We start from the raw sequence: 25,745 nt of genomic DNA on the forward strand, positions 1-25,745 counted from the left end.
GATGACGCCGTAAGCGGCTGTGTTGATTCACGCGGACAACAAGATTCCATTAGCCACGCCCGCTGACACCGGGCCAACGAAGAACTTTGAACCATGGCCACTATCCACGTAGACGGCAAAGAGCTCGAAGTCGATGGGGCAGACAACCTGTTACAGGCATGTCTGTCGCTAGGCCTCGATATCCCTTATTTCTGCTGGCACCCTGCCCTCGGCAGCGTTGGCGCTTGCCGCCAGTGCGCGGTCAAGCAGTACACCGACGAGAACGACACCCGTGGTCGTATCGTCATGTCCTGCATGACCCCTGCCACCGACAACACCTGGATCTCCATCGAAGATGAAGAGTCCAAGGCGTTCCGCGCCAGTGTTGTCGAATGGCTGATGACCAACCACCCTCACGACTGCCCGGTCTGTGAAGAAGGCGGTCACTGCCACCTGCAAGACATGACGGTAATGACCGGCCACAACGAGCGCCGTTACCGCTTCACCAAGCGTACCCACCAGAACCAGCAACTGGGCCCGTTCATTTCCCACGAAATGAACCGCTGCATCGCTTGCTACCGCTGCGTGCGCTTCTACAAGGACTACGCCGGCGGCACCGACCTCGGTGTATTCGGCGCCCACGACAACGTTTACTTCGGTCGCGTTGAAGACGGCACCCTGGAAAGCGAGTTCTCCGGCAACCTCACCGAGGTCTGCCCGACCGGTGTGTTCACCGACAAGACTCACTCCGAGCGCTACAACCGTAAATGGGACATGCAGTTCTCGCCGAGCATCTGTCATGGCTGCTCCAGCGGTTGCAACATTTCCCCGGGCGAGCGTTACGGTGAACTGCGTCGCATCGAAAACCGTTACAACGGTTCGGTGAACCAGTACTTCCTGTGCGACCGTGGCCGTTTCGGCTATGGCTACGTCAACCGCGAAGACCGCCCACGTCAGCCACTGCTGGCCAACGGCACCAAACTGAGCCTCGACGAAGCGCTGGATAAAGCCGCCGACCTGCTGCGCGGTCGCAACATCGTCGGTATCGGCTCGCCTCGCGCCAGCCTCGAAAGCAACTACGCGTTGCGCGAACTGGTCGGTGCCGAGCACTTCTATTCGGGTATCGAAGCCGGCGAACTGGAGCGCATCCGTCTGGTCCTGCAAGTGCTGAAAGACAGTCCGTTGCCAGTGCCGAACATGCGTGACATCGAAGACCACGATGCGATTTTCGTCCTCGGTGAAGACCTGACCCAGACTGCCGCCCGTGTTGCGCTGTCGCTGCGTCAGTCGGTCAAAGGCAAGGCCGAAGACATGGCCGACGCCATGCGCGTTCAGCCTTGGCTCGACGCCGCCGTGAAGAACATCGGCCAGCACGCGCTGAACCCGCTGTTCATCGCCAGCCTGGCTGAAACCAAGCTCGACGACATCGCCGAAGAGTGCGTTCACGCCGCTCCGGACGATCTGGCCCGTATCGGTTTCGCCGTGGCTCACGCCCTCGACACCAGCGCTCCAGCCGTTGAAGGCCTGGACGCTGAAGCGCTCGAACTGGCCCAGCGCATCGCCGATGCCCTGCTCGCGGCCAAGCGCCCGCTGATCATCGCCGGTACTTCCCTGGGCTCCAAAGCCCTGATCGAAGCCGCCGCGAACATCGCCAAGGCCTTGAAGCTGCGTGAGAAGAACGGTTCCATCAGCCTGATCGTGCCTGAAGCCAACAGCCTCGGCCTGGCCATGCTCGGTGGCGAATCGGTCGACGCCGCGCTGCAAGCGGTGATCGATGGCAAGGCCGACGCCATCGTCGTGCTGGAAAACGATCTGTACACCCGTACCGACAAGGCCCGTGTCGATGCCGCGCTGACTGCCGCGAAAGTGGTCATCGTTGCCGACCATCAGAAGACCGCCACCAGCGATCGCGCGCACCTGGTGCTGCCAGCCGCCAGCTTCGCTGAAGGCGACGGTACCCTGGTCAGCCAGGAAGGCCGCGCCCAGCGCTTCTTCCAGGTCTTCGATCCGAAGTACATGGACGCGAGCATCCTGGTTCACGAAGGCTGGCGCTGGCTGCATGCCCTGCGCGCGACCCTGCTGAACCAGCCGATCGACTGGACCCAACTGGACCACGTCACCGCCGCTGTCGCTTCCAGCACTTCGATCCTGAACCGCATCGTCGACGCCGCACCGTCCGCCGCGTTCCGCATCAAGGGCATGAAACTGGCCCGTGAACCGCTGCGTTACTCCGGTCGTACCGCCATGCGCGCCGACATCAGCGTGCACGAACCGCGTACCCCGCAGGACAAGGACACCGCATTCGCCTTCTCGATGGAAGGTTACTCGGGCTCCGCCGAACCGCGTCAGCAAGTGCCGTTCGCCTGGTCTCCGGGCTGGAACTCGCCGCAGGCCTGGAACAAGTTCCAGGACGAAGTCGGTGGTCACATCCGCGCTGGCGACCCGGGCACCCGCCTGATCGAAAGCACCGGTGACTCGCTGAACTGGTTCGCCAGTGTTCCGCGCGCCTTCAACCCGGCCCAGGGTACCTGGCAGGTTGTACCGTTCTTCCACCTGTTCGGCAGCGAAGAAAACTCTTCGAAAGCCGCGCCGGTTCAGGAACGTATTCCAGCAGCCTACGTTGCACTGGCCAAGTCCGAAGCCGACCGCCTGGGTGTCAACGACGGTGCCATGCTGAGCCTGAACGTGGCGGGCCAGACCTTGCGTCTGCCGCTGCGCATCAATGAAGAGCTGGGCGCTGGTCTGGTTGCATTGCCTGCGGGCATCGCCGGCATTCCGCCAGCGATCTTTGGCAAATCCGTTGACGGTCTGCAGGAGGCAGCGCAATGACCTTGTTCACTCCTGAAGTGATCGACGTGATCATCGCGGTCCTCAAGGCCGTGGTGATCCTGCTCGCCGTGGTGGTTTGCGGCGCACTGCTGAGCTGGGTCGAGCGTCGCTTGCTCGCCCTCTGGCAAGACCGTTACGGTCCGAACCGCGTCGGTCCGTTCGGCGCGTTCCAGATCGCCGCCGACATGATCAAGATGTTCTTCAAGGAAGACTGGACGCCTCCATTCGCCGACAAGATGATCTTCACCCTGGCCCCGGTAGTCGCCATGAGCGCCCTGCTGATTGCCTTCGCGATCATCCCGATCACCCCGACCTGGGGCGTGGCGGACATCAACATCGGCATCCTGTTCTTCTTCGCCATGGCTGGCCTGTCGGTCTATGCGGTGCTGTTCGCCGGCTGGTCGAGCAACAACAAGTTCGCCCTGTTGGGCAGCTTGCGTGCCTCGGCCCAGACCGTGTCGTACGAAGTGTTCATGGGCCTGTCGCTGATGGGTATCGTGATCCAGGTCGGCTCGTTCAACATGCGCGACATCGTTGAATATCAAGCGCAGAACCTGTGGTTCATCATTCCGCAGATCTTCGGTTTCCTGACCTTCTTCATCGCTGGCGTGGCCGTGACTCACCGTCACCCGTTCGACCAGCCGGAAGCGGAGCAGGAACTGGCCGACGGTTACCACATTGAATACGCCGGCATGAAATGGGGCATGTTCTTCGTCGGCGAGTACATCGGCATCGTGCTGATCTCGGCGCTGCTGGTGACCCTGTTCTTCGGTGGCTGGCACGGTCCGTTCGGCATTCTGCCGCAGATCCCGTTCATCTGGTTTGCACTGAAAACCGCGTTCTTCATCATGATCTTCATCCTGTTGCGCGCTTCGATTCCGCGCCCACGGTATGACCAAGTGATGGATTTCAGCTGGAAGTTCTGCTTGCCGCTGACCCTCGTCAACATGCTGGTGACCGCTGCGATCGTGTTGCTCAACACGCCCGCCGTCGCGGCTCAGTGAGGATAGAGAATCATGAAGTACATATTTGACATCGTGCATGGCCTCTACACCCAGCTTCGCAGCCTGGTGATGATCTTCGGCCACGCCTTTCGCAAGCGCGACACGCTGCAGTACCCGGAAGAACCGGTCTACCTGCCGCCGCGCTACCGTGGCCGAATCGTCCTGACCCGCGACCCCGACGGTGAAGAGCGTTGTGTAGCCTGCAACCTGTGCGCCGTGGCGTGCCCGGTCGGCTGCATCTCGCTGCAGAAAGCTGAAACCGAAGACGGTCGCTGGTACCCGGACTTCTTCCGCATCAACTTCTCGCGCTGCATTTTCTGCGGCCTCTGCGAGGAAGCCTGCCCGACCACCGCGATCCAGCTCACGCCGGATTTCGAAATGGCCGAGTTCAAACGTCAGGACCTGGTTTACGAGAAAGAAGATCTGCTGATCTCCGGCCCCGGCAAAAACCCTGATTACAACTTCTATCGTGTTGCAGGTATGGCGATTGCCGGGAAGCCGAAAGGCTCCGCGCAGAATGAAGCCGAACCGATCAACGTGAAGAGCTTGCTGCCTTAAGGAAGAAAGATGGAATTCGCTTTCTATTTCGCATCGGGTATCGCTGTGGTGTCCACGCTCCGCGTGATCACCAACACCAACCCTGTGCACGCCCTGCTCTACCTGATCATTTCGCTGATCGCCGTGGCCATGACGTTCTTCGCCCTCGGCGCACCGTTTGCCGGTGTCCTGGAAGTGATCGCCTACGCTGGCGCCATCATGGTGCTGTTCGTGTTCGTGGTGATGATGCTGAACCTTGGCCCGGCCTCGGTTCAGCAAGAGCGCGTCTGGCTCAAGCCCGGTATCTGGGGCGGCCCCGTCGCCCTCGCCGCGCTGCTGCTGGTTGAACTGCTGTACGTGCTGTTCTCCCACCAGAGCGGTGAAGCCATCGGCCACACCACCGTAGACGCCAAGGCCGTGGGCATCAGCCTGTTCGGTCCTTACCTGCTGGTGGTCGAACTCGCCTCGATGCTGCTGCTCGCCGCAGCCGTCACGGCGTTCCACTTGGGCCGCAACGAAGCCAAGGAGCAATGACGATGCCTGCTATCCCCATGGAGCATGGTCTGGCGGTCGCCGGCATCCTGTTCTGCCTCGGCCTGGTCGGCCTGATGGTCCGTCGCAACATTTTGTTCGTGTTGATGAGTCTTGAAGTGATGATGAACGCCTCTGCACTGGCGTTCATCGTTGCCGGTAGCCGCTGGGCGCAGCCGGATGGACAGATCATGTTCATCCTGGTGATCAGCCTGGCAGCCGCCGAGGCCAGTATTGGCCTGGCGATCCTGTTGCAACTGTATCGCCGCTTCCACACGCTCGATATCGACGCTGCCAGTGAGATGCGCGGATGAACCTACTCTTTCTGACTTTCGTATTCCCTCTCATTGGTTTTCTGCTGCTGTCGTTCTCCCGTGGACGCCTCTCGGAAAACCTGGCCGCGCTGATCGGCGTGGGTTCCATCGGTCTGTCGGCAATCGTTACCGCCTACGTGATCTGGCAATTCAACGTCGCCCCGCCAGAAGGCGGCCATTACACCCAGGTGTTGTGGCAGTGGATGGCGGTGGAAGGCTTCACGCCGAACTTCGCGCTGTATCTGGACGGCCTGTCCGTGACCATGCTCGGCGTGGTTGTCGGCGTCGGCTTCCTGATCCACCTGTTCGCATCCTGGTACATGCGCGGTGAAGCCGGTTACTCGCGCTTCTTCGCCTACACCAACCTGTTTATCGCCAGCATGCTGTTCCTGGTGCTGGGCGATAACCTGTTGTTCCTGTACTTCGGTTGGGAAGGCGTGGGCCTGTGCTCGTACTTGTTGATCGGTTTCTACTACAGCAACCGCAACAACGGTAACGCTGCACTCAAAGCCTTCATCGTGACCCGAATCGGTGACGTGTTCATGGCCATCGGCCTGTTCATTCTGTTTGCCCAACTGGGCACGCTGAACGTCCAGGAACTGCTGGTGCTGGCACCGCAGAAATTCCAGGCCGGCGACTTCTGGATGGTCATGGCCACCCTGATGCTGCTCGGTGGCGCTGTCGGTAAATCCGCGCAACTGCCGCTGCAAACCTGGCTGGCGGACGCGATGGCCGGTCCTACCCCGGTTTCGGCACTGATCCACGCTGCCACCATGGTGACCGCGGGCGTTTACCTGATTGCCCGTACCCACGGCCTGTTCACCCTGGCGCCGGAAATCCTGCACCTGGTGGGCATCGTTGGTGGCGTGACCCTGGTTCTGGCTGGCTTCGCAGCCCTGGTCCAGACCGACATCAAGCGTATCCTCGCCTACTCGACCATGAGCCAGATCGGCTACATGTTCCTTGCCCTGGGTGTCGGCGCCTGGGATGGCGCGATCTTCCACCTGATGACCCACGCCTTCTTCAAGGCCCTGCTGTTCCTTGCTTCCGGTGCGGTGATCGTTGCCTGCCACCACGAGCAGAACATCTTCAAGATGGGTGGTCTGTGGAAGAAGCTGCCACTGGCCTACGCCAGCTTCATCGTCGGCGGCGCGGCCCTGGCGGCCCTGCCTCTGGTCACCGCGGGCTTCTACTCCAAGGACGAAATCCTCTGGGAAGCGTTCGCCAGCGGTAACGAAGGTCTACTGTATGCAGGTCTGGTCGGCGCGTTCATGACCTCGTTGTACACCTTCCGCCTGATCTTCATCGCGTTCCACGGTGAAGCGAAGACCGAAGCCCACGCCGGTCACGGCATTGCCCACTGGCTGCCACTGTCGGTTCTGATCGTACTGTCGACTTTCATCGGCGCAATGATCGTTCCACCGCTGCACGGCGTGCTGCCGCAAAGCGTCGGCCATGCCGGCGGCGAAGCCAAGCACAGCCTGGAAATCGCTTCGGGCGCCATCGCCCTGGCCGGTATCCTGCTGGCCGCGCTGCTGTTCCTCGGCAAGCGTCGCTTCGTCACCGCCATCGCCAACAGCGGCATCGGCCGTTTCCTTTCGGCCTGGTGGTTCGCTGCCTGGGGCTTCGACTGGATCTACGACAAACTGTTCGTCAAGCCTTACCTGGCGATCAGCCACATCCTGCGCAAAGACCCGCTCGATCAGACCATCGGTTTGATCCCGCGCATGGCCAAAGGCGGTCACACCGCCCTGAGCCGTACCGAGACCGGTCAACTGCGTTGGTATGCCGCCTCGATGGCTGCTGGTGCCGTGCTGGTTATTGGCGCCGTCGTGCTGGTAGCGGTCTGATATGAACCTTGCGAATTTGCGAAAGGAAACGAGCCCGTCATGATTCTGCCTTGGCTAATCCTGATCCCCTTCATCGGCGGCCTGCTGTGCTGGATGGGTGAGCGCTTCGGCGCCACCCTCCCCCGCTGGATTGCGCTGATCACCATGTCCCTGTTGCTTTGCCTCGGCCTCTGGCTGTGGGCCAACGGTGATTATTCATTTGCCCCGGCGCCTGGCGCCGACCCGACCTGGGCGCTTGAGTTCAAGCACGTCTGGATCCAGCGGTTTGGCATCAACGTGCACCTGGCCCTCGATGGCCTGTCGCTGTTGATGATCATGCTGACCGGTCTGCTGGGTGTACTTTCGGTACTCTGCTCGTGGAAAGAGATCCAGCGTCACGTTGGCTTTTTCCACCTGAACCTGATGTGGATCCTGGGCGGTGTCGTCGGCGTGTTCCTCGCCCTCGACCTGTTCATGTTCTTCTTCTTCTGGGAAATGATGCTGGTGCCGATGTACTTCCTCATCGCGCTCTGGGGTCACAGTTCTTCGGACGGCAAGAAAACCCGGATCTACGCGGCGACCAAGTTCTTCATCTTCACTCAGGCTTCCGGCCTGATCATGTTGGTGGCGATCCTCGGCCTGGTGCTGGTCAACTTCAACGAAACCGGCGTGATTACTTTTAACTACGCCGACCTGTTGAAAACCAAGATGTCGATGACCACCGAGTACATCCTGATGCTCGGCTTCTTCATCGCCTTCGCGGTCAAGCTACCAGTCGTACCGTTCCACTCCTGGCTGCCTGATGCTCACGCCCAGGCACCGACCGCAGGTTCTGTCGACCTCGCCGGTATCTTGCTGAAGACCGCTGCCTACGGCCTGTTGCGTTTCGCCCTGCCGCTGTTCCCGAATGCCTCGGCCGAGTTCGCGCCGATCGCCATGACCCTGGGTCTGATCGGGATTTTCTACGGCGCGTTCCTGGCTTTCGCACAAACCGACATCAAGCGCCTGATCGCCTTCTCGTCCGTTTCCCACATGGGCTTCGTACTGATCGGCATCTACTCCGGCAGCCAACTGGCACTGCAAGGTGCAGTGATGCAGATGCTGGCGCACGGTCTGTCGGCCGCGGCACTCTTTATCCTGAGTGGCCAACTGTACGAACGCACCCACACCCGCGACATGCGTGAAATGGGTGGCCTGTGGTCGAAGATCGCTTACCTGCCGGCCCTCAGCCTGTTCTTTGCAGCAGCGTCGTTGGGTCTGCCGGGTACCGGTAACTTCGTCGGTGAGTTCCTGATCCTGATCGGCAGTTTCCCGATCGCTCCATGGGTAACCATCATCGCCACCACCGGTCTGGTGTTCGGTTCGGTCTACTCGCTGATCATGATCCACCGTGCGTACTTCGGTCCGGCCAAATCGGACGCGGTACTGCATGGCATGGACGGTCGCGAACTGATCATGGTGGTCGGTCTGGCTGCACTGCTGATCTACCTCGGCGTGTACCCACAACCGTTCCTCGATACCTCTGCCGCTACGATGCATGGCGTGCAGCAATGGCTCGGCACCGCCTTCACTCAACTCGCTTCGGCCCGGTAAGAGCGCTATGGAATTCACGACTCAACACTTTATCGCGCTTGCGCCGTTGTTGATCACCAGCGCCACGATCATCGTGGTGATGCTGGCGATCGCCTGGCGCCGCAACCACTCGCAGACCTTCCTGATTTCCGTGGCGGGTCTGAACCTGGCTTTGCTATCGATCCTGCCGGCTCTGAAGGTTGCGCCTCTGGCCGTGACCCCATTGCTGCAAATCGACACCTTCGCCTGCCTGTACATGGCGCTGATCCTGGTCGCCACCCTCGCCTGTGTCACCCTCGCCCACGCCTACCTCGGCGATGGCGGTTCGGGTTACCCGGGCAACCGTGAAGAACTGTACCTGCTGATCCTGATGGCTGCCGCCGGTGGCCTGGTTCTGGTCAGCGCGCAGCACCTGGCCGGGTTGTTCATCGGCCTGGAACTGCTGTCGGTGCCGGTCTATGGTCTGGTGGCCTATGCCTTCTTCAACAAGCGCTCGCTGGAAGCCGGCATCAAGTACATGGTGCTGTCGGCCGCCGGTTCTGCATTCCTGTTGTTCGGTATGGCGCTGCTGTACGCAGACTCGGGTTCCCTGAGCTTCGTCGGCATCGGTCAGGCATTGGCGGCTACCGGTCTGCCAAGCTCGCTGGCACAACTGGGCCTGGGCATGATGCTGATCGGCCTGGCATTCAAGCTGTCGCTGGTCCCGTTCCACCTCTGGACTCCGGACGTTTACGAAGGTGCTCCGGCGCCGGTCGCAGCGTTCCTCGCTACCGCTTCCAAGGTTGCCGTGTTCGCGGTGATGGTGCGTCTGTTCCAGATCTCGCCAGCGGCAAGCAGCGGCATCCTGAGCGATGTGCTGACCATCATCGCCATCGCGTCGATCCTGTTCGGTAACCTGCTGGCACTGACCCAGAGCAACCTCAAGCGTCTGCTGGGTTACTCGTCCATCGCTCACTTCGGTTACCTGCTGATCGCCCTGGTGGCGAGCAAAGGCCTGGCCGTGGAAGCCATCGGCGTGTACCTGGTCACCTACGTGATCACCAGCCTCGGCGCCTTCGGCGTGATCACCCTGATGTCCTCGCCGTACAACGGCCGTGACGCCGACGCCCTGTACGAATACCGCGGCCTGTTCTGGCGTCGTCCGTACCTGACCGCCGTACTGACCGTGATGATGCTGTCCCTGGCCGGTATTCCGCTGACCGCGGGCTTCATCGGCAAGTTCTACATCATCGCTACTGGCGTCGAGTCGCATCAATGGTGGCTGGTTGGCTCGCTGGTACTGGGCAGCGCCATCGGCGTGTTCTACTACCTGCGTGTCATGGTCACCCTGTACCTGATCGAACCGAACCTGCGTCGCCACGATGCGCAACTGCACTGGGAACAGAAAGCAGGCGGCGTGATGCTGCTGGCCATCGCTCTGGTCGCGTTCTTCCTCGGCGTCTACCCACAACCGCTGCTGAACCTGGTTCAGCAATCGGGGCTGGTGGGTTGATCGCTTGAGCGACACTCGGTAGAAAACAGAAACGGCACCTTCGGGTGCCGTTTTTTCGTGGGGGGTTTAAAGACTGAAAAGTTTTCAGGCTTCGCTTTTGTGGCGGGGGAGTTTGCTCCCGCTGGACTGCGCAGCAGGCCCAATCCCATTAAATCCGGCGTACCTGATGAACTTCATTGGCCTGAAAATCTGGCGTCTGCTGCGCAGCCGAGCGGGAGCAAGCTCCCTCGGGGTTTAAAGACTGAAAAGTTTTCAGGCTTCGCTTTTGTGGYGAGGGAGCTTGCTCCCGCTGGACTGCGCAGCAGGCCCAATCCCATTAAATCCGGCGTACCTGATGAACTTCATTGGCCTGAAAATCTGGCGTCTGCTGCGCAGCCGAGCGGGAGCAAGCTCCCTCGCCACAGGTTATGTGTTGTGCACAGAGTTTTGGTCACACTGTAGGAGCCGGCTTGCTGGCGATAGCRCTGGGTCAGGCACCAACAAAAAAACKGCACCTTCGGGTGCTGTTTTTGCGTTKGRGGTTTAAAGACTGAAAAGTTTTCAGGCTTCGCTTTTGTGGYGAGGGAGCTTGCTCCCGCTGGACTGCGCAGCAGGCCCAATCCCATTAAATCCGGCGTACCTGATGAACTTCATTGGCCTGAAAATCTGGCGTCTGCTGCGCAGCCGAGCGGGAGCAAGCTCCCTCGCCACAGGTTATGTGTTATTGCTCCCGCTGGACTGCGCAGCAGGCCCAATCCCATTAAATCCGGCGTACCTGATGAACTTCATTGGCCTGAAAATCTGGCGTCTGCTGCGCAGCCGAGCGGGAGCAAGCTCCCTCGCCACAGGTTATGTGTTCACACTGTAGGAGCCGGCTTGCTGGCGATAGCGCTGGGTCAGGCACCAACAAAAACGGCACCTTACGGTGCCGTTCGCCTTTCACAGTCCAGGCATGTTACTTACGCGCCGCCTCCCATGATTTCAACAGTTCGGCGTAGCTCACGGTCTCGCCTTTCGGCTTCTCGTTTTCCAGTTTCGGTTTCGGAGCGCCCGGTTGGTCGAACCAGTATTGCGCGTCGCGCTCGGGGTTCATTTTCGGGGCGCAGGTGGCTTGGGCTTTCGAGCGTTCCAGGCGGGACATGATGGCGTCCTGATCCTTGGCCAGACCGTCGAGTGCCTGTTGCGGGGTTTTCTCGCCGCTGGCGGCTTCAGCAATGTGGCTCCACCACAACTGTGCGAGACGCGGATAGTCCGGCACGTTGGTTCCGGTCGGCGTCCATTGCACGCGGGCCGGGCTGCGATAGAACTCCACCAGACCGCCGAGTTTCGGTGCCAGATCGGTCATGGCCTGCGAGTTGATGTCCGACTCGCGGATCGGCGTCAGGCCGACGATGGTTTTCTTCAGAGAGACGGTTTTCGAAGTCACGAACTGCGCATACAGCCAGGCCGCCAGTTTTTGCTTCTCAGGCGTGGATTTCATGAACGTCCACGAACCCACGTCCTGATAGCCCAGCTTCATGCCCTCTTCCCAGTACGGTCCGCGTGGCGACGGCGCCATGCGCCATTTCGGCGTGCCATCGGCGTTCATCACCGCCAGACCCGGTTTGGTCATGTCGGCGGTAAATGCGGTGTACCAGAAAATCTGCTGGGCGATGTTGCCTTGGGATGGCACCGGCCCGGACTCGGAGAAGGTCATGCCCGCCGCTTCCGGTGGCGCGTACTTCTTCATCCAGTCCACGTATTTGGTGGTCGCGAACACCGCCGCCGGGCCGTTGGTGTCGCCGCCACGAGTCACGCTGGAACCGACCGGATGGCAATTCTCGACGCGGATACCCCACTCGTCCACCGGCAATCCGTTCGGAATACCCTTGTCGCCACCACCGGCCATGGAGAACCAGGCATCGGTGAAGCGCCAGCCCAGGGACGGGTCTTTCTTGCCGTAGTCCATGTGCCCGTAGACGCGTTTGCCGTCGATTTCCTTGACGTCTTCAGTGAAGAACTTGGCGATGTCTTCATAGGCTGACCAGTTCACCGGCACGCCCAATTCGTAGCCGTACTTTTCCTTGAACTTGGCTTTGAGGTCCGCACGTTCGAACCAGTCGGCGCGGAACCAGTACAGGTTGGCGAATTGCTGGTCAGGCAATTGGTAGATTTTGCCGTCCGGTGCGGTGGTGAAGGAGATGCCGATGAAGTCCTTGATATCCAGGGTCGGCGAAGTGAAGTTCTTGCCTTCGTTGGCCATCAGGTCGGTGATCGATTCAGTCTTGCCGTAGCGGAAGTGCGTACCGATCAAGTCCGAGTCGTTGACCCAGCCGTCATAGATGTTCTTGTCCGACTGCATCTGGGTCTGCAGCTTTTCCACCACGTCGCCTTCCTGCAGCAAGTCGTGGGTCAGCTTGATCCCGGTGATCTCACTGAAAGCCTTGGCCAGCACTTTGGACTCATACTCGTGAGTGGCGATGGTTTCCGATACCACTTTGATGCTCATCCCGCGAAACGGCTCCGCGGCCTTGATGAACCACTTCAGTTCTTCGAGTTGTTGATCGGCCGTCAGGGTGGACGGCTTGAATTCACTGCCGATCCATTTCTTTGCGGCATCTTCGTAGGCATCGGCCCAGGCCGAAGCGCTCAAACCGCTGAGTGCCAGCATGGCTGCCAATGAAATGCTATGTCGCAGCTTATTGTTTTTGTCGAACATAGAGACCTCCTGTTTAAGTTTCGGAGCAACATTGCCGAGCGATTCGACTAGCCCCAACGCATCACAGCCAACAGCCACACCAGGGACAACGCGAACGCTACCCAGATGCTCCAGTCGGTGACGCCGATTACCAGCAAATGCAGGTAGGCGCTGCCGAGAAGACCGATAAACAAACGATCGCCACGGGTGGTGGCAATCGGTAAAAAACCACGCCGAAGGACACTTGGCGAACGCAATTCCCAAGTGGTCATACCCACCAGGATCAAACCGATAACACCGAAAAACGCCGCCGTCGGGACGGTCCAGCTCATCCATTCCATCATCAGTTCCTCATACCCGGCCCAGGGCAAAGCCCTTGGCCACGTGGTTGCGAACAAACCAGATCACCAGCATGCCCGGAAGAATAGTCAGTACCCCCGCTGCCGCCAGCACACCCCAGTCGATACCCGACGCCGAAACCGTGCGCGTCATGACTGCCGCGATGGGCTTGGCGTTCACCGAAGTGAGGGTTCGCGCCAGCAGCAGTTCGACCCAGGAAAACATGAAGCAGAAAAACGCCGTGACGCCGATGCCGGAGCCGATCAACGGGATGAAAATCTTCACGAAGAACTTGGGGAAACTGTAGCCGTCAATGTAGGCGGTTTCGTCGATTTCCTTCGGCACGCCAGACATGAAGCCTTCCAGAATCCACACCGCCAGCGGCACGTTGAACAGACAGTGAGCCAGGGCCACCGCGATGTGCGTGTCGAACAGGCCAATCGACGAATACAGCTGGAAGAACGGCAACAGGAACACCGCCGGTGGCGCCATACGGTTGGTCAGCAACCAGAAGAACAGGTGCTTGTCACCGAGGAAGCGGTAGCGCGAAAACGCATACGCCGCCGGCAAAGCCACGGTCAGGGAAATGATCGTGTTCAGGCTCACGTAATACAGCGAGTTGATGTAGCCGGTGTACCAACTCGGGTCGGTGAAAATCACCTTGTAGTTCGCCAGCGTAAAGTCCTGTGGGAAAAGGGTCAGCCCGCCGAGGATTTCGGTGTTGCTCTTGAACGACATGTTCAGCAGCCAGTAGATCGGCACCAGCAGGAACAGGATGTAGATCAGCAGTGGGATCAGCTTTCTCTTGCTCATGATGGCCTCAGCGGTTGGCGTCAGAGTGAGTCATGGCGGTGTAAAACAGCCAGGACACCAACAGGATGATCAGGAAATACACCAACGAAAACGCCGCCGCCGGCCCCAGGTCGAACTGCCCGATCGCCATCTGCGTCAGGGTCTGGCTGAGAAACGTCGTGGCATTGCCCGGCCCGCCGCCGGTCAGTACGAACGGCTCGGTGTAGATCATGAAACTGTCCATGAAGCGCAGCATCACGGCGATCAGCAACACACTTTTGAGCTTGGGCAACTGGATGTGCCGGAACACCGCCCAGGCAGAGGCCCGGTCAATTCGCGCAGCCTGGTAGTACACATCCGGAATCGCCCGCAGACCGGAGAAGCACAACAGCGCCACCAACGAAGTCCAGTGCCAGACGTCCATCACCAGCACCGTGACCCAGGCGTCCATGGTGTTCGCTGCATAGTTGTAGCTGATACCCATGGCGTTGAGGCTGGAGCCCAGCAGGCCGATGTCGGCCCGGCCAAAGATTTGCCAGATGGTGCCGACCACGTTCCACGGGATCAGCAGCGGAATCGCCAGGATGATCAGCACCACCGACGACCAGCGGCCCTTGGTCGGCATGGTCAGTGCAATCGCGATCCCCAGCGGGATTTCGATCAGCAGCACGCAGGCCGAATAAATGAACTGACGCAACAGCGAATCATGCAGTCGTGGATCGAGCAGCACCTGCTTGTACCAGTCGGCACCGACGAAGTAGCGGCTGGATTGATCGAAGATATCCTGCACCGAATAGTTGACCACGGTCATCATCGGGATCACCGCACTGAACGCCACCAGCAGGAACACCGGCAGCACCAGCCACCAGGCCTTGTTGTTCTGCACCTTGTTCATGGCTGCACCTCATTGTTGGCCTGTGCTTCGAGCAGGAATTCGTCGGCATAGACCATCAACCATTGCGCCGGAAAACTGATGTAGGCCATGCCTTCCGGCACCGGTTTATCTTCGGCCAGGCGTACTTTCAGCGGTGCGCCGTCGAGGTTCAGGGTCATGATCTTGTAGGTGCCGAGGTCTTCGACGTGTACGACCTGTGCCCGCATCGCCTCATCAAAAGGCTCGTCCCAGACGTGCACGAACTCGGGGCGAATGCCGATTTTCAGGGTTTTCCACTCGGACTCGGCAATGCGTTGCTGCATGGCCTCGGACAGCGGCAAATGCGTTGAAGCGAAACCGACGCCGCCCGGTTGCGGCTGCACATCGATCAGGTTCATGCCTGGACTGCCGATGAAATAGCCGACAAAGGTGTGGCTCGGCCGTTCGAACAATTCCCTTGGAGTGCCGAACTGCACGATCTGCCCGCCGTACATCACCGCGATCTTGTCGGCGAAGGTCGATGCCTCCAGCTGATCGTGGGTGACGTAGACCATGGTGATGTTGAACTGCTCGTGGATCTGCTTGAGTTTGCGCCGCAGCTTCCACTTCAGGTGCGGGTCGATCACTGTCAGCGGTTCATCGAAGAGGATCGCCGACACGTCGTCGCGCACCAACCCACGGCCCATGGAGACTTTCTGTTTCTCGTCGGCGGTGAGGTTGCGGGCTTTTTTGCTCAGCAGGTTCTGCAGGTCGAGGACTTCAGCAATTTCCTGCACCTTGGTGTGAATTTTCGCCTCTGCCATGCCCTGGTTGCGCAACGGGAACGCCAGGTTGTCGAATACCGTCATGGTGTCGTAGACCACCGGGAACTGGAAAACCTGGGCGATGTTGCGCTTTTCCGGGGTCAGGTCATTGACCGCTTTGCCGTCGAACAGCACATGCCCCTGTGACGGGCTGAGCAACCCGGAAATGATGTTGAGCAACGTCGATTTGCCGCAACCCGACGGGCCGAGCAAGGCGAACGCACCACCCTGCTCCCAAATGTGGTCCATTTCCCGGATCGCATAGTCTTCCGGCCCAGCCGGGGTTTTGGTGTAGCTGTGGGCGAGGTTCTGCAAACGGATTTCGGCCATCAGGCAACCCTCGCGACACGCCGGCCCGGCGCCTGGACCAGCCGCCCCTGCGCATCGAACACAAACAGTTTATGGGTCGGAATGTAGATGCGGATCGGCGCATCGACGTCGTATTCGTGAACACCGGGCAAGTGCAGCACCAGCAGGAAGTGTTCGTTGCGCACATGCAGGAAGGTTTCCGAGCCGCTGATCTCGGCGACTTCGACGGTCACTGCCAGTTCGAGGTCATCGTCGTTGCTCGGCACCAGCGAGATGTGGCTGGGACGAACGCCGAAGCGAAACTCGCCCTCGCCCACCGGGCGCAGGTCAACGTTCAACGGAAAGTGCACGAAATTGGCGAAACTCACTTCGTTGCCAGCGATGCGGCCCGGCATCAGGTTGATCGGCGGTTCGGAAAACAATTCCGCCGCCAGCACCGTCTGCGGCTGGTGATAGACCTCGGAGGACTTGCCGCTCTGGATCACCCGGCCTTCATGAAGAATGGTCGTGGTGCCGCCCAATGCCAGGGCTTCGTTGGGTTCGGTGGTGGCGTAAATCGCAATGGTATGGCGCGCCTTGAACAGCTCGCGCATTTCCTGGCGTAGCTCTTCGCGCAGTTTGTAGTCGAGGTTGACCAGCGGCTCATCGAACAGGATCAGCTCGGCGTCCTTGACCAGCGCCCGAGCCATGGCTGTGCGTTGTTGCTGACCGCCGGAGAGTTCGAGCGGATAGCGCTGCAGAAACTTCTCGATGCGCAGCATCTTCGCGGTTTCCAGCACTTTGCTCTGGATCAGCTCGTTGGATACACCGGCCTGACGCAGTGGCGAGGCGATGTTCTCAAAGACGGTCATGGTCGGGTAATTGATGAACTGCTGATACACCATCGACACATTGCGCAGTCGCACGGGCCGTTGCGTGACATCGACGCCATTCATCAGGATACGGCCGGTGTCCGGCTTGTCCAGCCCGGCCATCAGACGCATGAGACTGGTTTTGCCGGACAGCGTGCGCCCAAGCAAAACGTTGAAGGATCCAGGTTCGAAACGCAGACACGCATCGTCAATCCAGGTCTGGCCCTCGACGGTGCGGCTGACATGCTCCAGGGTTAATGACATGGCTCGGCCTTTTTTATTTTTTGGAGTCAAGCGACCGGAGCACTAGAGCGACTTTCGTGCCAGAAATTTCAACCTGTTGATTTACCTGAAAAACCATGGAAAAAGCGTTAACCCAAAGTTCGTTGCTGAACACAAATGAACAATCACAAATGAACAATTGAACAGTTCACCCATTGACAGTGAACAATAGTGAACAACACTCTATGGATGCTTTTTCCCTCTGTAGGAGCACGGCTTGCCGGCGATGGCGCCCTCGAAATCGCCATCGCCGGCAAGCCGTGCTCCTACAGGTTTGTAGTGTTTGAATGTCAACGCAACACCCATAAAAACAATAAAAGCCTGTTCAGAGATCAACTGCCATGGCCGCACCTGCCTCGCCGCTGTCCCACGACACCATCATCCAGGATTCCTGGTCCCGGTGCCGTGCGTTTGGCCTTGATCACCAGAGCGCTCCGGCCTTCGATCAACTTCCGGCGCAGAGCATCAAGCAATTGCTCGAGAGCCAGCATTCATTGGTGCAAACCACCCACCAGGAAGTGCTGCCGTACTACGAAAACATTCTCAGCAACTCCAACTGCCTGATCATGCTCGCCGACAATCAGGGCCAGGTGCTGACGACCTGGGGCACCCAGCGTTTTATCGAACCTGGCCTGACCCGAGGCTTCAGCGCTGGCGCCAGCTGGATGGAGCGCTGCAGCGGCACCAACGCTATCGGCACGGCGCTGGTCTGCGAGCAGGCGGTACACATCGAACACGACGAACACTTTCTCAAGGCCAACCGCTTCATGACCGGTTCCGCCGCGCCGATTTTCGATGCCGAGCGCAAGATCATCGCGGTGCTCGACGTGTCCAGCGACAGCTACCTGCCACCGTCCCACACCCTGGGCATGGTCAAGATGATGAGCCAGACCGTGGAAAACCGGCTGATCCTCAACCTGTTCCATGGCCAGCATTTCCAATTGACCTTCAACACCGGCCTGAACAACCTCGACAGCCAATGGGCCGGCTTGCTGATTTTCGATGAGAGCGGCCAAGTACTCTCGGCCAACCGCCGCGCCGATAATTTGCTGGGCGTGCGCCTGTCGCGGGTCAGTGTCGAAAGCCTGTTCAAGGTTTCGCTGCTGGAACTGCTGAATCAACCCGAAGGGCTGCCCTTCTCGCTGCAGGCTTCCGGGCGCAACCGTTTCCAGTGTTTGCTGAAAAGACCGAAACAGGTTGCGATTCAACCGCGAGTATTCGCCGAACCGGCTGTGACTGTACCCACACCGGCCGTTATCAGCCTCAACACCCTGCACTTCGGCGACAGCCGTGTAGAAAAAGCTGTGCGCCAGGCCGAGCGCTTGCTGGAAAAAGACATTCCACTGTTGATCCACGGTGAAACCGGCGTTGGCAAGGAAGTGTTCGTCAAGGCTTTGCATCAGGCCAGCTCGCGCAGCAAACAGGCGTTCATTGCGGTGAACTGTGCGGCCATCCCCGCTGAACTGGTCGAATCAGAGCTGTTCGGTTACGAGAAAGGCGCGTTTACCGGTGCCAACCAGAAAGGCAGTATCGGCCTGATCCGCAAGGCGAATAAAGGCACACTGTTCCTCGACGAAATCGGCGACATGCCGCTACCGACCCAGGCCCGCCTGCTGCGAGTGCTGCAGGAGCGCTGCGTGCAACCGGTGGGCAGCAGTGAGTTGTTCCCGGTGGACATCCGCATCATTTCCGCGACCAACCGCTCATTGCGCGAGCAGGTGCAGTTGGGGCGTTTCCGTGAGGACTTGTACTACCGCATCGGCGGCCTGACTTTAGAGCTGCCGCCCTTGAGAGAGCGCAGTGATAAAGAGGCACTGTTCAAGCGTTTGTGGGAACAGCACCGCGAACCGAGCCAGTGGGCCGGCCTGAGTCGCGAGGTACTGGAGTTGTTCGGGCGCCATCCGTGGCCGGGAAACTTACGTCAGGTCAGCAGCGTAATGCAGGTGGCGCTGGCCATGGCCGAGGAACAGCCGGTGCGGCCAGAGCATTTGCCGGATGATTTTTTCGTCGATCTGGAGATGGAGCCGGTGGAGACACCCGAGCCGCTGGCCGTGGATCTGAATGACGTCGAAGATTTGAACCGGCAATTGCAGGCGGCCGGGGGCAATATTTCCTATCTGGCGCGCAGGCTGGGGGTTAGCCGCAACACCCTTTACAAAAGACTGCGCCAGACTGAGTGACAAGGGATCGTTCCCACGCTCCGCGTGGGAATGCCTGAACGGACGCTCCGCGTTCGGCTCTAAATGGGACGCGGAGCGTCCCTGGATGCATTCCCACGCGGAGCGTGGGAACGATCAAAAAGCCAGCTCCCACAGGTTCTGTGGGCTGCGACGATTTTGTATACGATACGGACACTGTGGGAGCTGGCTTGCCAGCGATGGGGCCCGCCCTGTCAGCGCCGAATTCGCGAACAGCACCAAAAAACAAAAACCCGCACAAGGCGGGTTTCGTTTTGAAGCGGATCAAGCCATCAGTCAGCCAGACGCCAGGTCGTGCCGCCCTTGCCGTCTTCCAGCACCACGCCCATGGCGGTGAGCTGGTCGCGGATGCGGTCCGATTCGGCCCAGTCCTTGCCGGCACGTGCCGCCAGACGCGCAGCGATCAACGCTTCGACTTCGGCTGCGTCCACTCGCCCTTCGGCGCCGGCCTGCAGGAAGTCATCAGCCTCAAGCTGCAACACGCCCAACACGCTGGCCAGTTCTTTCAAACGGGCTGCCAGACCGGCCGCGGCATTGAGATCGCTCTCGCGCAGACGGTTGATCTCGCGAACCATCTCGAACAGCACTGCACAAGCTTCCGGCGTGCCGAAGTCGTCGTTCATCACCTGAGTGAAACGCTCGACGAAAGCTTCGCCGCCGGCCGGGGCTACGCTCGGCAGGCCTTTCAACGCATGGTAGAAACGCTCCAGAGCGCCTTTGGCGTCCTTGAGGTTGTCTTCCGAATAGTTGATGGCGCTGCGGTAATGGCTCGACACCAGCAGGTAACGCACGACTTCCGGGTGGTACTTGTCGAGCACGTCGCGGATGGTGAAGAAGTTGTTCAAGGACTTGGACATCTTCTCGCCATTGATGCGAATCATGCCGCAATGCATCCACGCGTTGGCGTAGGTCTTGCCGGTGGCCGCTTCACTCTGGGCGATTTCGTTTTCGTGGTGCGGGAACTCGAGGTCGCTGCCGCCACCATGAATGTCGAACGTCTCACCGAGGCAGCAGGTCGACATCACCGAGCATTCGATGTGCCAGCCCGGACGCCCGGCGCCCCACGGCGATTCCCAGCTCGGCTCGCCCGGCTTGGCGGCCTTCCACAGCACGAAGTCCAGCGGGTCCTGCTTGGACTCGTCGACTTCGATGCGGGCGCCGATACGCAGGTCTTCGATCTTCTTGCGCGACAGCTTGCCATAGCCCATGAATTTGCCGACGCGGTAGTACACGTCGCCATTGCCCGGGGCGTAGGCGTAACCCTTGTCGATCAGGGTCTGGATCATCGCGTGCATGCCCGGGATGTGATCCGTGGCGCGCGGTTCCATGTCCGGCTTCTTGATGTTCAGGCGCGCTTCATCTTCGTGCATCGCCGCGATCATGCGCTCGGTCAAGGCTTCGAACGACTCGCCGTTCTCGTTGGCCCGGTTGATGATCTTGTCGTCGATGTCGGTGATGTTGCGCACGTAGGTCAGGTCGTAACCGCTGAACCGCAGCCAGCGGGTCACCAGGTCGAACGCGACCATGCTGCGGCCGTGGCCGAGGTGGCAGTAGTCGTACACGGTCATGCCGCACACGTACATGCGCACCTTGTTGCCATCGAGCGGCTTGAAGACTTCTTTGCTCTTGGTGAGCGTGTTGTAAATCGTTAGCACGTTAACTTCCTTGAATCACTGGCCCCACGAATCACGCAGGGTCACGGTACGGTTGAATACCGGCTGACCTGGTTTCGAGTCCTTGATGTCCGCGACGAAGTAGCCTTCGCGCTCGAACTGGAAACGGTCTTCCGGCTGTGCGTTGCCCAGCGAGGGTTCAGCACGACAACCGGTGAGTACCTGCAGCGAATCAGGGTTGATGTTGTCCAGGAAACTGGCGCTGTCTTCGGCCTTCTCCGGGTTCGGAGAACGGAACAGACGATCGTACAGACGCACTTCGCACTCGACGCTGGCAGCGGCCGGCACCCAGTGGATCACGCCTTTGACCTTGCGGCCTTCCGGGTTCTTGCCCAGGGTGTCCGGGTCGTACGAGCAACGCAGCTCGACGATGTTGCCGTCGGCGTCCTTGATCGCTTCGTCGGCGCGTATCACGTAGCTGCCACGCAGACGCACTTCACCAGCCGGTTCCAGGCGCTTGTAGCCCTTCGGCGGCTCTTCCATGAAGTCTTCGCGGTCGATGTAGATTTCGCGGGCGAACGGCAAGGCGCGCACGCCCATGTCTTCCTTCGGATGACGCGGCAGTTCGAGGTTCTCGACCTGGCCTTCCGGGTAATTGGTGATCACGACTTTCAGCGGACGCAACACGCACATGGCACGCGGCGCGCTCTGGTCGAGGTCGTCACGGATGCTGAACTCGAGCATGCCGAAGTCGACCACGCCGTCGGAACGGTTGGTGCCGATCATTTCGCAGAAGTTGCGGATCGATTTCGGCGTGTAACCACGGCGGCGGAAGCCCGACAGCGTGGACATGCGCGGGTCGTCCCAGCCATTGACGTGCTTTTCATCGACCAGTTGCTTGAGCTTGCGCTTGCTGGTGATGGTGTAGTTCAGGTTCAGGCGGCTGAACTCGTACTGGCGCGGGTTGGCCGGTACCGGCAGGTTTTCGAGGAACCACTCGTACAGCGGACGGTGGCTTTCGAACTCCAGGGTGCAGATCGAATGGGTGATGCCTTCGATGGCGTCCGACTGACCGTGGGTGAAGTCGTAGTTCGGGTAGATGCACCACTTGTCACCGGTCTGGTGGTGGTGCGCGTGACGGATGCGATACATGATTGGATCACGCAGGTTCATGTTCGGCGACGCCATGTCGATCTTGGCCCGCAGCACACGTGCGCCGTCCGGGAATTCGCCGGCCTTCATGCGGGCGAACAGGTCCAGGTTCTCTTCGACGCTGCGGTCGCGGAACGGGCTGTTCTTGCCCGGCTCGGTCAGGCTGCCACGGTATTCCTTGGCTTGCTCAGGGGTCAGGTCGTCGACATAGGCCTTGCCGGACTTGATCAGTTCCACCGCCCAGTCGTGCAACTGGTCGAAATACTGCGAGGCGTAGCGCACTTCGCCGGACCATTCGAAACCCAGCCATTTGACGTCGCTTTCGATTGCGTCGATGTATTCCTGGTCTTCCTTGGCCGGGTTGGTGTCGTCGAAACGCAGGTGCGTGACGCCGCCGAACTCCTGGGCCAGGCCGAAGTTCACGCAGATCGACTTGGCGTGACCGATGTGCAGGTAGCCGTTGGGCTCAGGCGGGAAACGGGTGACGATCTGCGTGTGCTTGCCCGAGTCCAGGTCTGCCTGGATGATCGGCCGCAGGAAGTTGACCGGCACGGCTGGGCCGGTCTTGGCATTCGAGGTAGGGTCGACAGTGGGCTTGCTCATAGGATCCTTGAACGTACAAGTGCGTGGCCGTAATGAAGGCCGGACAAAACAAAGCCGCTATCATAGCCGATGCCGTCAAGCACCTGACAGAGCGCACCTGCAAACGGTCGCATTTAATGAACCGTAAATGAAAAACAGCCTCGAAATTCGCGTCTGTCACGCTAAACTGCGCGTCTCGGCCGCAAAAGGCTGAACCGGTGACGGGACGTTGAAGTCCCAAAATCCACGAATTCCTTGAAAGAGTAGTAATCATGACCCAAGTCAAACTGACCACCAACCATGGCGACATCGTCCTGGAACTGAACGCTGAGAAGGCACCGATCACCGTTGCCAACTTCATCGAGTACGTCAAAGCCGGTCACTACGAAAACACCGTTTTCCACCGTGTCATCGGTAACTTCATGATCCAGGGCGGCGGTTTCGAGCCAGGCATGAAAGAAAAGAAAGACAAGCGTCCAAGCATCCAGAACGAAGCTGACAACGGTCTTTCCAACGACAAGTACACCGTCGCCATGGCCCGTACCATGGAGCCGCATTCGGCTTCCGCGCAGTTCTTCATCAACGTGGCTGACAACAGCTTCCTCAACCACAGCGGCAAGAACGTTCAGGGCTGGGGTTACGCGGTATTCGGCAAAGTGACCGCCGGCACCGACGTCGTCGACAAGATCAAAGGCGTGGCCACCACTTCCAAGGCCGGCCATCAGGACGTACCAGCAGACGACGTGATCATCGAGAAAGCCGAGATCATTGAGTGATATTGCTGATTTCAGACTTGCATCTGGAAGAGGAGCGCCCGGACATTACCCGGGCGTTTCTGGATTTGCTCGCCGGACGCGCCCGCTCGGCGAGTGCGCTGTACATCCTGGGCGACTTTTTCGAGGCGTGGATTGGCGACGACGCCATGAGCCCTTTCCAGCGTTCCATATGCCAGGCCCTGCGCGAATTGAGCGACAGCGGCACGGCGATTTTTCTGATGCACGGCAATCGCGACTTCATGCTGGGCCAGGCCTTTTGCAAACAGGCTGGCTGCACCTTGCTGAAGGACCCGAGCGTCGTGCAGTTCAACGGCGAGCCGGTGCTGTTGATGCACGGTGACAGCCTCTGCACCCGCGACGAAGCCTACATGAAGCTGCGTCGCTACCTGCGCAACCCGATCACCCTGTTCATCCTGCGTCATCTGCCCTTGAGCACCCGGCATAAGCTGGCGCGCAAGCTGCGCAGTGAAAGCCGCGCACAAACCCGAATGAAGGCCAATGACATCGTCGATGTCACGCCCCTGGAGATTCCGCGGATCATGCAGCAGTACGGCGTGAAAACGCTGATCCACGGCCATACCCACCGGCCCGCCATCCACAAGCTGCAACTGGGCGACCAGGCGGCACGGCGCATTGTGCTGGGGGATTGGGATCGTCAGGGTTGGGCGTTGCAGGTCGATGAGCAAGGCTTTGCATTGGCGCCGTTTGATTTCACCCCGCCAGCGCAATGATCGTTCCCACGCTCTGCGTGGGAATGCAGCCCGGGACGCTCCGCGTCCCCGATCAAAAGCCGAACGCGGAGCGTCCGTAGAGGCGTTCCCACGCAGAGCGTGGGAACGATCTGTTTCGTGTTTGACTCAATGCCCGGCAGACGCCGCAGGCCCGGCCTTGGCGGTAAACGGCGGCTTGGCCAGCCACACGATGAGTATCAGCCCCATGAACATCCAGCCCAGCAGGGTGAAGTAATCCACCGTGGACATGATGTACGCCTGGCTGATCACCATCTGATCCAGCTGCGTGTAGGCCTTGGCCCCTGCCCCGCCCAGCTGCGTCAGCGTCTCGCGGGTTACCGGGTCGAACTGGGTGATGCTTTCGGTCAGATACGCATGGTGCTGGTCCGCCCGGCGAATCCAGATCCAGGTGGTCAACGATGCCGCAAAACTGCCGCCCAGCGTGCGCAAGAACGTTGCCAGCCCGGAGCCATCGGCAATCTGCTGCGGCGGCAGGTCCGAGAGCAGGATGGTCAGGGTCGGCATGAAGAACAGCGCCACGCCAATGCCCATGAACAGCTGCACCATGGCGATGTGCTGGAAATCCACTTCGTTGGTGAACCCGGCGCGCATGAAACAGCTCAGGCCGATGGCCAGGAACGCCAGCCCTGCCAGCAAGCGCATATCGAACCTCGGCGCGTATTTACCGACAAAAGGTGACAGCAGCACCGGCAAGATGCCCAACGGCGCCACGGCAAAACCGGCCCAGGTTGCGGTGTAGCCCAGTCGCGTCTGCAACCATTGCGGCAGGATCAGGTTGATCCCGAAGAACCCGGCATACCCCAGAATCAACACGATGGTGCCGTAGCGGAAGTTGCGGTGAGCGAACAGCCGCAGGTTGACCACCGGGTGCTCGTCGGTCATTTCCCAGATCACGAAAAATGCCAGAGCAACCACCGAAATCACCGAACCGATGACGATGAAGCTCGATTCGAACCAGTCGGCGTCGTTGCCTTTATCCAACACAATCTGCAAGGCACCGACGCCAATGATCAAGGCGATCAGGCCGACGTAATCCATCGGCTGGCGGCTGGTGACCACCGGACGCTTCTTCATCTGTTGGGTCACCACCCACGCGGCGAACAGGCCGATCGGCACGTTGATGAAGAAGATCCACGGCCAGCTGTAACTGTCGGTGATCCAGCCGCCGAGGATCGGCCCGGCAATCGGTGCCACCACCGTGACCATCGCCAAAAGCGCCAGGGCCATCCCCCGTTTTGCCGGGGGATAGACCGCAATCAGCAGCGTTTGGGTCATCGGATACAACGGCCCCGCGACCACCCCTTGCAGGACCCGGAACCCTACAAGTTCCGGCATGGACGTCGAGATCCCGCACAGAAACGACGCGATCACGAACAGCAGCGTGGCCCAGACGAACAGCTTCACTTCACCAAAACGGCGGCTCAGCCAACCGGTCAGCGGCAGGGCGATGGCGTTGCTCACCGCAAACGAAGTGATCACCCAGGTGCCCTGCTCCGCACTCACCCCGAGGTTGCCGGAAATCGTCGGCAACGCCACGTTGGCGATAGTGGTGTCGAGCACTTGCATGAAGGTCGCCAGCGACAGGCCGATGGTGCTGAGCAGCAGACTGGGCGGGGTGAAAGACGCGTTATTGCTCATTGCGAATCCTTTGACACCTGATTGACGCTTTGGAGCGGGCC

At 59.8% G+C, this 25,745-nt stretch carries 21 protein-coding genes; 12 read left to right on the forward strand and 9 right to left on the reverse strand.

The features are described 5' to 3' along the window. Positions 1–93: 93 nt before the first annotated feature. The 9 genes from nuoG to ASD60_RS14315 all read left to right on the forward strand — a co-directional run bounded on the left by nuoG (position 94) and on the right by ASD60_RS14315 (position 10,934). Positions 94–2,808 carry an NADH-quinone oxidoreductase subunit NuoG gene (gene nuoG, locus ASD60_RS14275; RefSeq protein WP_056854620.1) on the forward strand — a complete coding sequence of 905 codons (2,715 nt, stop codon included), beginning with the start codon at positions 94–96 and terminating at the stop codon, positions 2,806–2,808. Next, positions 2,805–3,812, forward strand: coding sequence for an NADH-quinone oxidoreductase subunit NuoH (nuoH, locus tag ASD60_RS14280; RefSeq protein ID WP_056723843.1), 1,008 nt, complete (start codon positions 2,805–2,807; stop codon positions 3,810–3,812). The genes nuoG and nuoH overlap by 4 nt, the downstream gene beginning before the upstream one ends. A gap of 12 nt (positions 3,813–3,824) precedes the next feature. Further along, positions 3,825–4,370, forward strand: a complete 546-nt coding sequence (gene nuoI, locus ASD60_RS14285) for an NADH-quinone oxidoreductase subunit NuoI (RefSeq protein WP_178132024.1) — start codon at positions 3,825–3,827, stop codon at positions 4,368–4,370. Positions 4,371–4,379: 9 nt separating this feature from the next. Then, positions 4,380–4,883 (forward strand): NADH-quinone oxidoreductase subunit J, encoded by a 504-nt coding sequence (gene nuoJ, locus ASD60_RS14290; protein WP_056854621.1) that lies wholly within the window; start codon positions 4,380–4,382, stop codon positions 4,881–4,883. A gap of 2 nt (positions 4,884–4,885) precedes the next feature. Beyond that, positions 4,886–5,194, forward strand: a complete 309-nt coding sequence (gene nuoK, locus ASD60_RS14295; protein WP_007946416.1) for an NADH-quinone oxidoreductase subunit NuoK — start codon at positions 4,886–4,888, stop codon at positions 5,192–5,194. Continuing rightward, positions 5,191–7,044, forward strand: coding sequence for an NADH-quinone oxidoreductase subunit L (gene nuoL, locus ASD60_RS14300; protein WP_056854622.1), 1,854 nt, complete (start codon positions 5,191–5,193; stop codon positions 7,042–7,044). The genes nuoK and nuoL overlap by 4 nt, the downstream gene beginning before the upstream one ends. Before the next feature lie 39 nt (positions 7,045–7,083). Next, positions 7,084–8,616, forward strand: coding sequence for an NADH-quinone oxidoreductase subunit M (nuoM, locus tag ASD60_RS14305; protein ID WP_056854623.1), 1,533 nt, complete (start codon positions 7,084–7,086; stop codon positions 8,614–8,616). A gap of 7 nt (positions 8,617–8,623) precedes the next feature. After that, positions 8,624–10,087: an NADH-quinone oxidoreductase subunit NuoN gene (nuoN, locus tag ASD60_RS14310; RefSeq protein WP_056854624.1), complete on the forward strand. Its 1,464-nt coding sequence runs from the start codon at positions 8,624–8,626 to the stop codon at positions 10,085–10,087. Positions 10,088–10,709: 622 nt separating this feature from the next. After that, positions 10,710–10,934 carry a hypothetical protein gene (locus ASD60_RS14315; protein ID WP_056854625.1) on the forward strand — a complete coding sequence of 75 codons (225 nt, stop codon included), beginning with the start codon at positions 10,710–10,712 and terminating at the stop codon, positions 10,932–10,934. Positions 10,935–11,021: 87 nt separating this feature from the next. On the opposite strand, the gene ASD60_RS14320 is transcribed toward ASD60_RS14315, so the two are convergent. From ASD60_RS14320 to ASD60_RS14345, 6 genes are read right to left on the reverse strand one after another with little or no spacing between them, the layout of a single operon-like run. Further along, the gene (locus ASD60_RS14320; RefSeq protein WP_056854626.1) at positions 11,022–12,764 is read right to left on the reverse strand and encodes an ABC transporter substrate-binding protein; all 1,743 of its coding nucleotides are present in this window, start codon (positions 12,762–12,764) and stop codon (positions 11,022–11,024) included. Positions 12,765–12,811: 47 nt separating this feature from the next. After that, the gene (locus ASD60_RS14325; protein ID WP_056854889.1) at positions 12,812–13,084 is read right to left on the reverse strand and encodes a DUF2160 domain-containing protein; all 273 of its coding nucleotides are present in this window, start codon (positions 13,082–13,084) and stop codon (positions 12,812–12,814) included. A gap of 10 nt (positions 13,085–13,094) precedes the next feature. Continuing rightward, the gene (locus ASD60_RS14330; RefSeq protein ID WP_056854627.1) at positions 13,095–13,895 is read right to left on the reverse strand and encodes a carbohydrate ABC transporter permease; all 801 of its coding nucleotides are present in this window, start codon (positions 13,893–13,895) and stop codon (positions 13,095–13,097) included. A gap of 7 nt (positions 13,896–13,902) precedes the next feature. Beyond that, on the reverse strand, positions 13,903–14,769 hold the full coding sequence (locus ASD60_RS14335) for a carbohydrate ABC transporter permease (protein ID WP_056854628.1): 867 nt from the start codon (positions 14,767–14,769) through the stop codon (positions 13,903–13,905). Then, a complete protein-coding gene (locus tag ASD60_RS14340; RefSeq protein WP_056854629.1) occupies positions 14,766–15,881 on the reverse strand; it encodes an ABC transporter ATP-binding protein in 1,116 nt (371 codons plus the stop codon). Before ASD60_RS14340 ends, ASD60_RS14335 begins: the two co-directional genes overlap by 4 nt. Further along, positions 15,881–16,975, reverse strand: a complete 1,095-nt coding sequence (locus tag ASD60_RS14345; protein WP_056854630.1) for an ABC transporter ATP-binding protein — start codon at positions 16,973–16,975, stop codon at positions 15,881–15,883. The genes ASD60_RS14340 and ASD60_RS14345 overlap by 1 nt, the downstream gene beginning before the upstream one ends. A gap of 359 nt (positions 16,976–17,334) precedes the next feature. On the opposite strand from ASD60_RS14345, the gene ASD60_RS14350 reads away from it, so the two are divergent. After that, on the forward strand, positions 17,335–19,173 hold the full coding sequence (locus ASD60_RS14350; protein ID WP_056854631.1) for a sigma-54-dependent Fis family transcriptional regulator: 1,839 nt from the start codon (positions 17,335–17,337) through the stop codon (positions 19,171–19,173). A gap of 290 nt (positions 19,174–19,463) precedes the next feature. Here the strand turns inward: ASD60_RS14350 and cysS are convergent, their stop codons facing one another. Together cysS and ASD60_RS14360 are read right to left on the reverse strand one after the other, a co-directional pair. Then, positions 19,464–20,846 (reverse strand): cysteine--tRNA ligase, encoded by a 1,383-nt coding sequence (cysS, locus tag ASD60_RS14355; RefSeq protein ID WP_020801184.1) that lies wholly within the window; start codon positions 20,844–20,846, stop codon positions 19,464–19,466. Positions 20,847–20,861: 15 nt separating this feature from the next. Continuing rightward, positions 20,862–22,559: a glutamine--tRNA ligase/YqeY domain fusion protein gene (locus ASD60_RS14360; RefSeq protein ID WP_056854632.1), complete on the reverse strand. Its 1,698-nt coding sequence runs from the start codon at positions 22,557–22,559 to the stop codon at positions 20,862–20,864. Positions 22,560–22,810: 251 nt separating this feature from the next. On the opposite strand from ASD60_RS14360, the gene ASD60_RS14365 reads away from it, so the two are divergent. Together ASD60_RS14365 and lpxH are read left to right on the forward strand one after the other, a co-directional pair. Beyond that, the gene (locus ASD60_RS14365) at positions 22,811–23,314 is read left to right on the forward strand and encodes a peptidylprolyl isomerase (RefSeq protein ID WP_056854633.1); all 504 of its coding nucleotides are present in this window, start codon (positions 22,811–22,813) and stop codon (positions 23,312–23,314) included. Then, complete coding sequence (lpxH, locus tag ASD60_RS14370; protein ID WP_056854634.1) at positions 23,311–24,045, forward strand: UDP-2,3-diacylglucosamine diphosphatase; 735 nt, start codon at positions 23,311–23,313, stop codon at positions 24,043–24,045. Before ASD60_RS14365 ends, lpxH begins: the two co-directional genes overlap by 4 nt. Positions 24,046–24,171: 126 nt before the next feature. Here the strand turns inward: lpxH and ASD60_RS14375 are convergent, their stop codons facing one another. Then, entirely contained in the window at positions 24,172–25,704 is a 1,533-nt protein-coding gene (locus ASD60_RS14375; protein ID WP_056854635.1) for a DHA2 family efflux MFS transporter permease subunit, read from the reverse strand. Positions 25,705–25,745: the final 41 nt, after the last annotated feature.

The organism is Pseudomonas sp. Root562 (assembly GCF_001427125.1).
In the GTDB taxonomy this organism is placed as follows: Bacteria; Pseudomonadota; Gammaproteobacteria; order Pseudomonadales; family Pseudomonadaceae; genus Aquipseudomonas.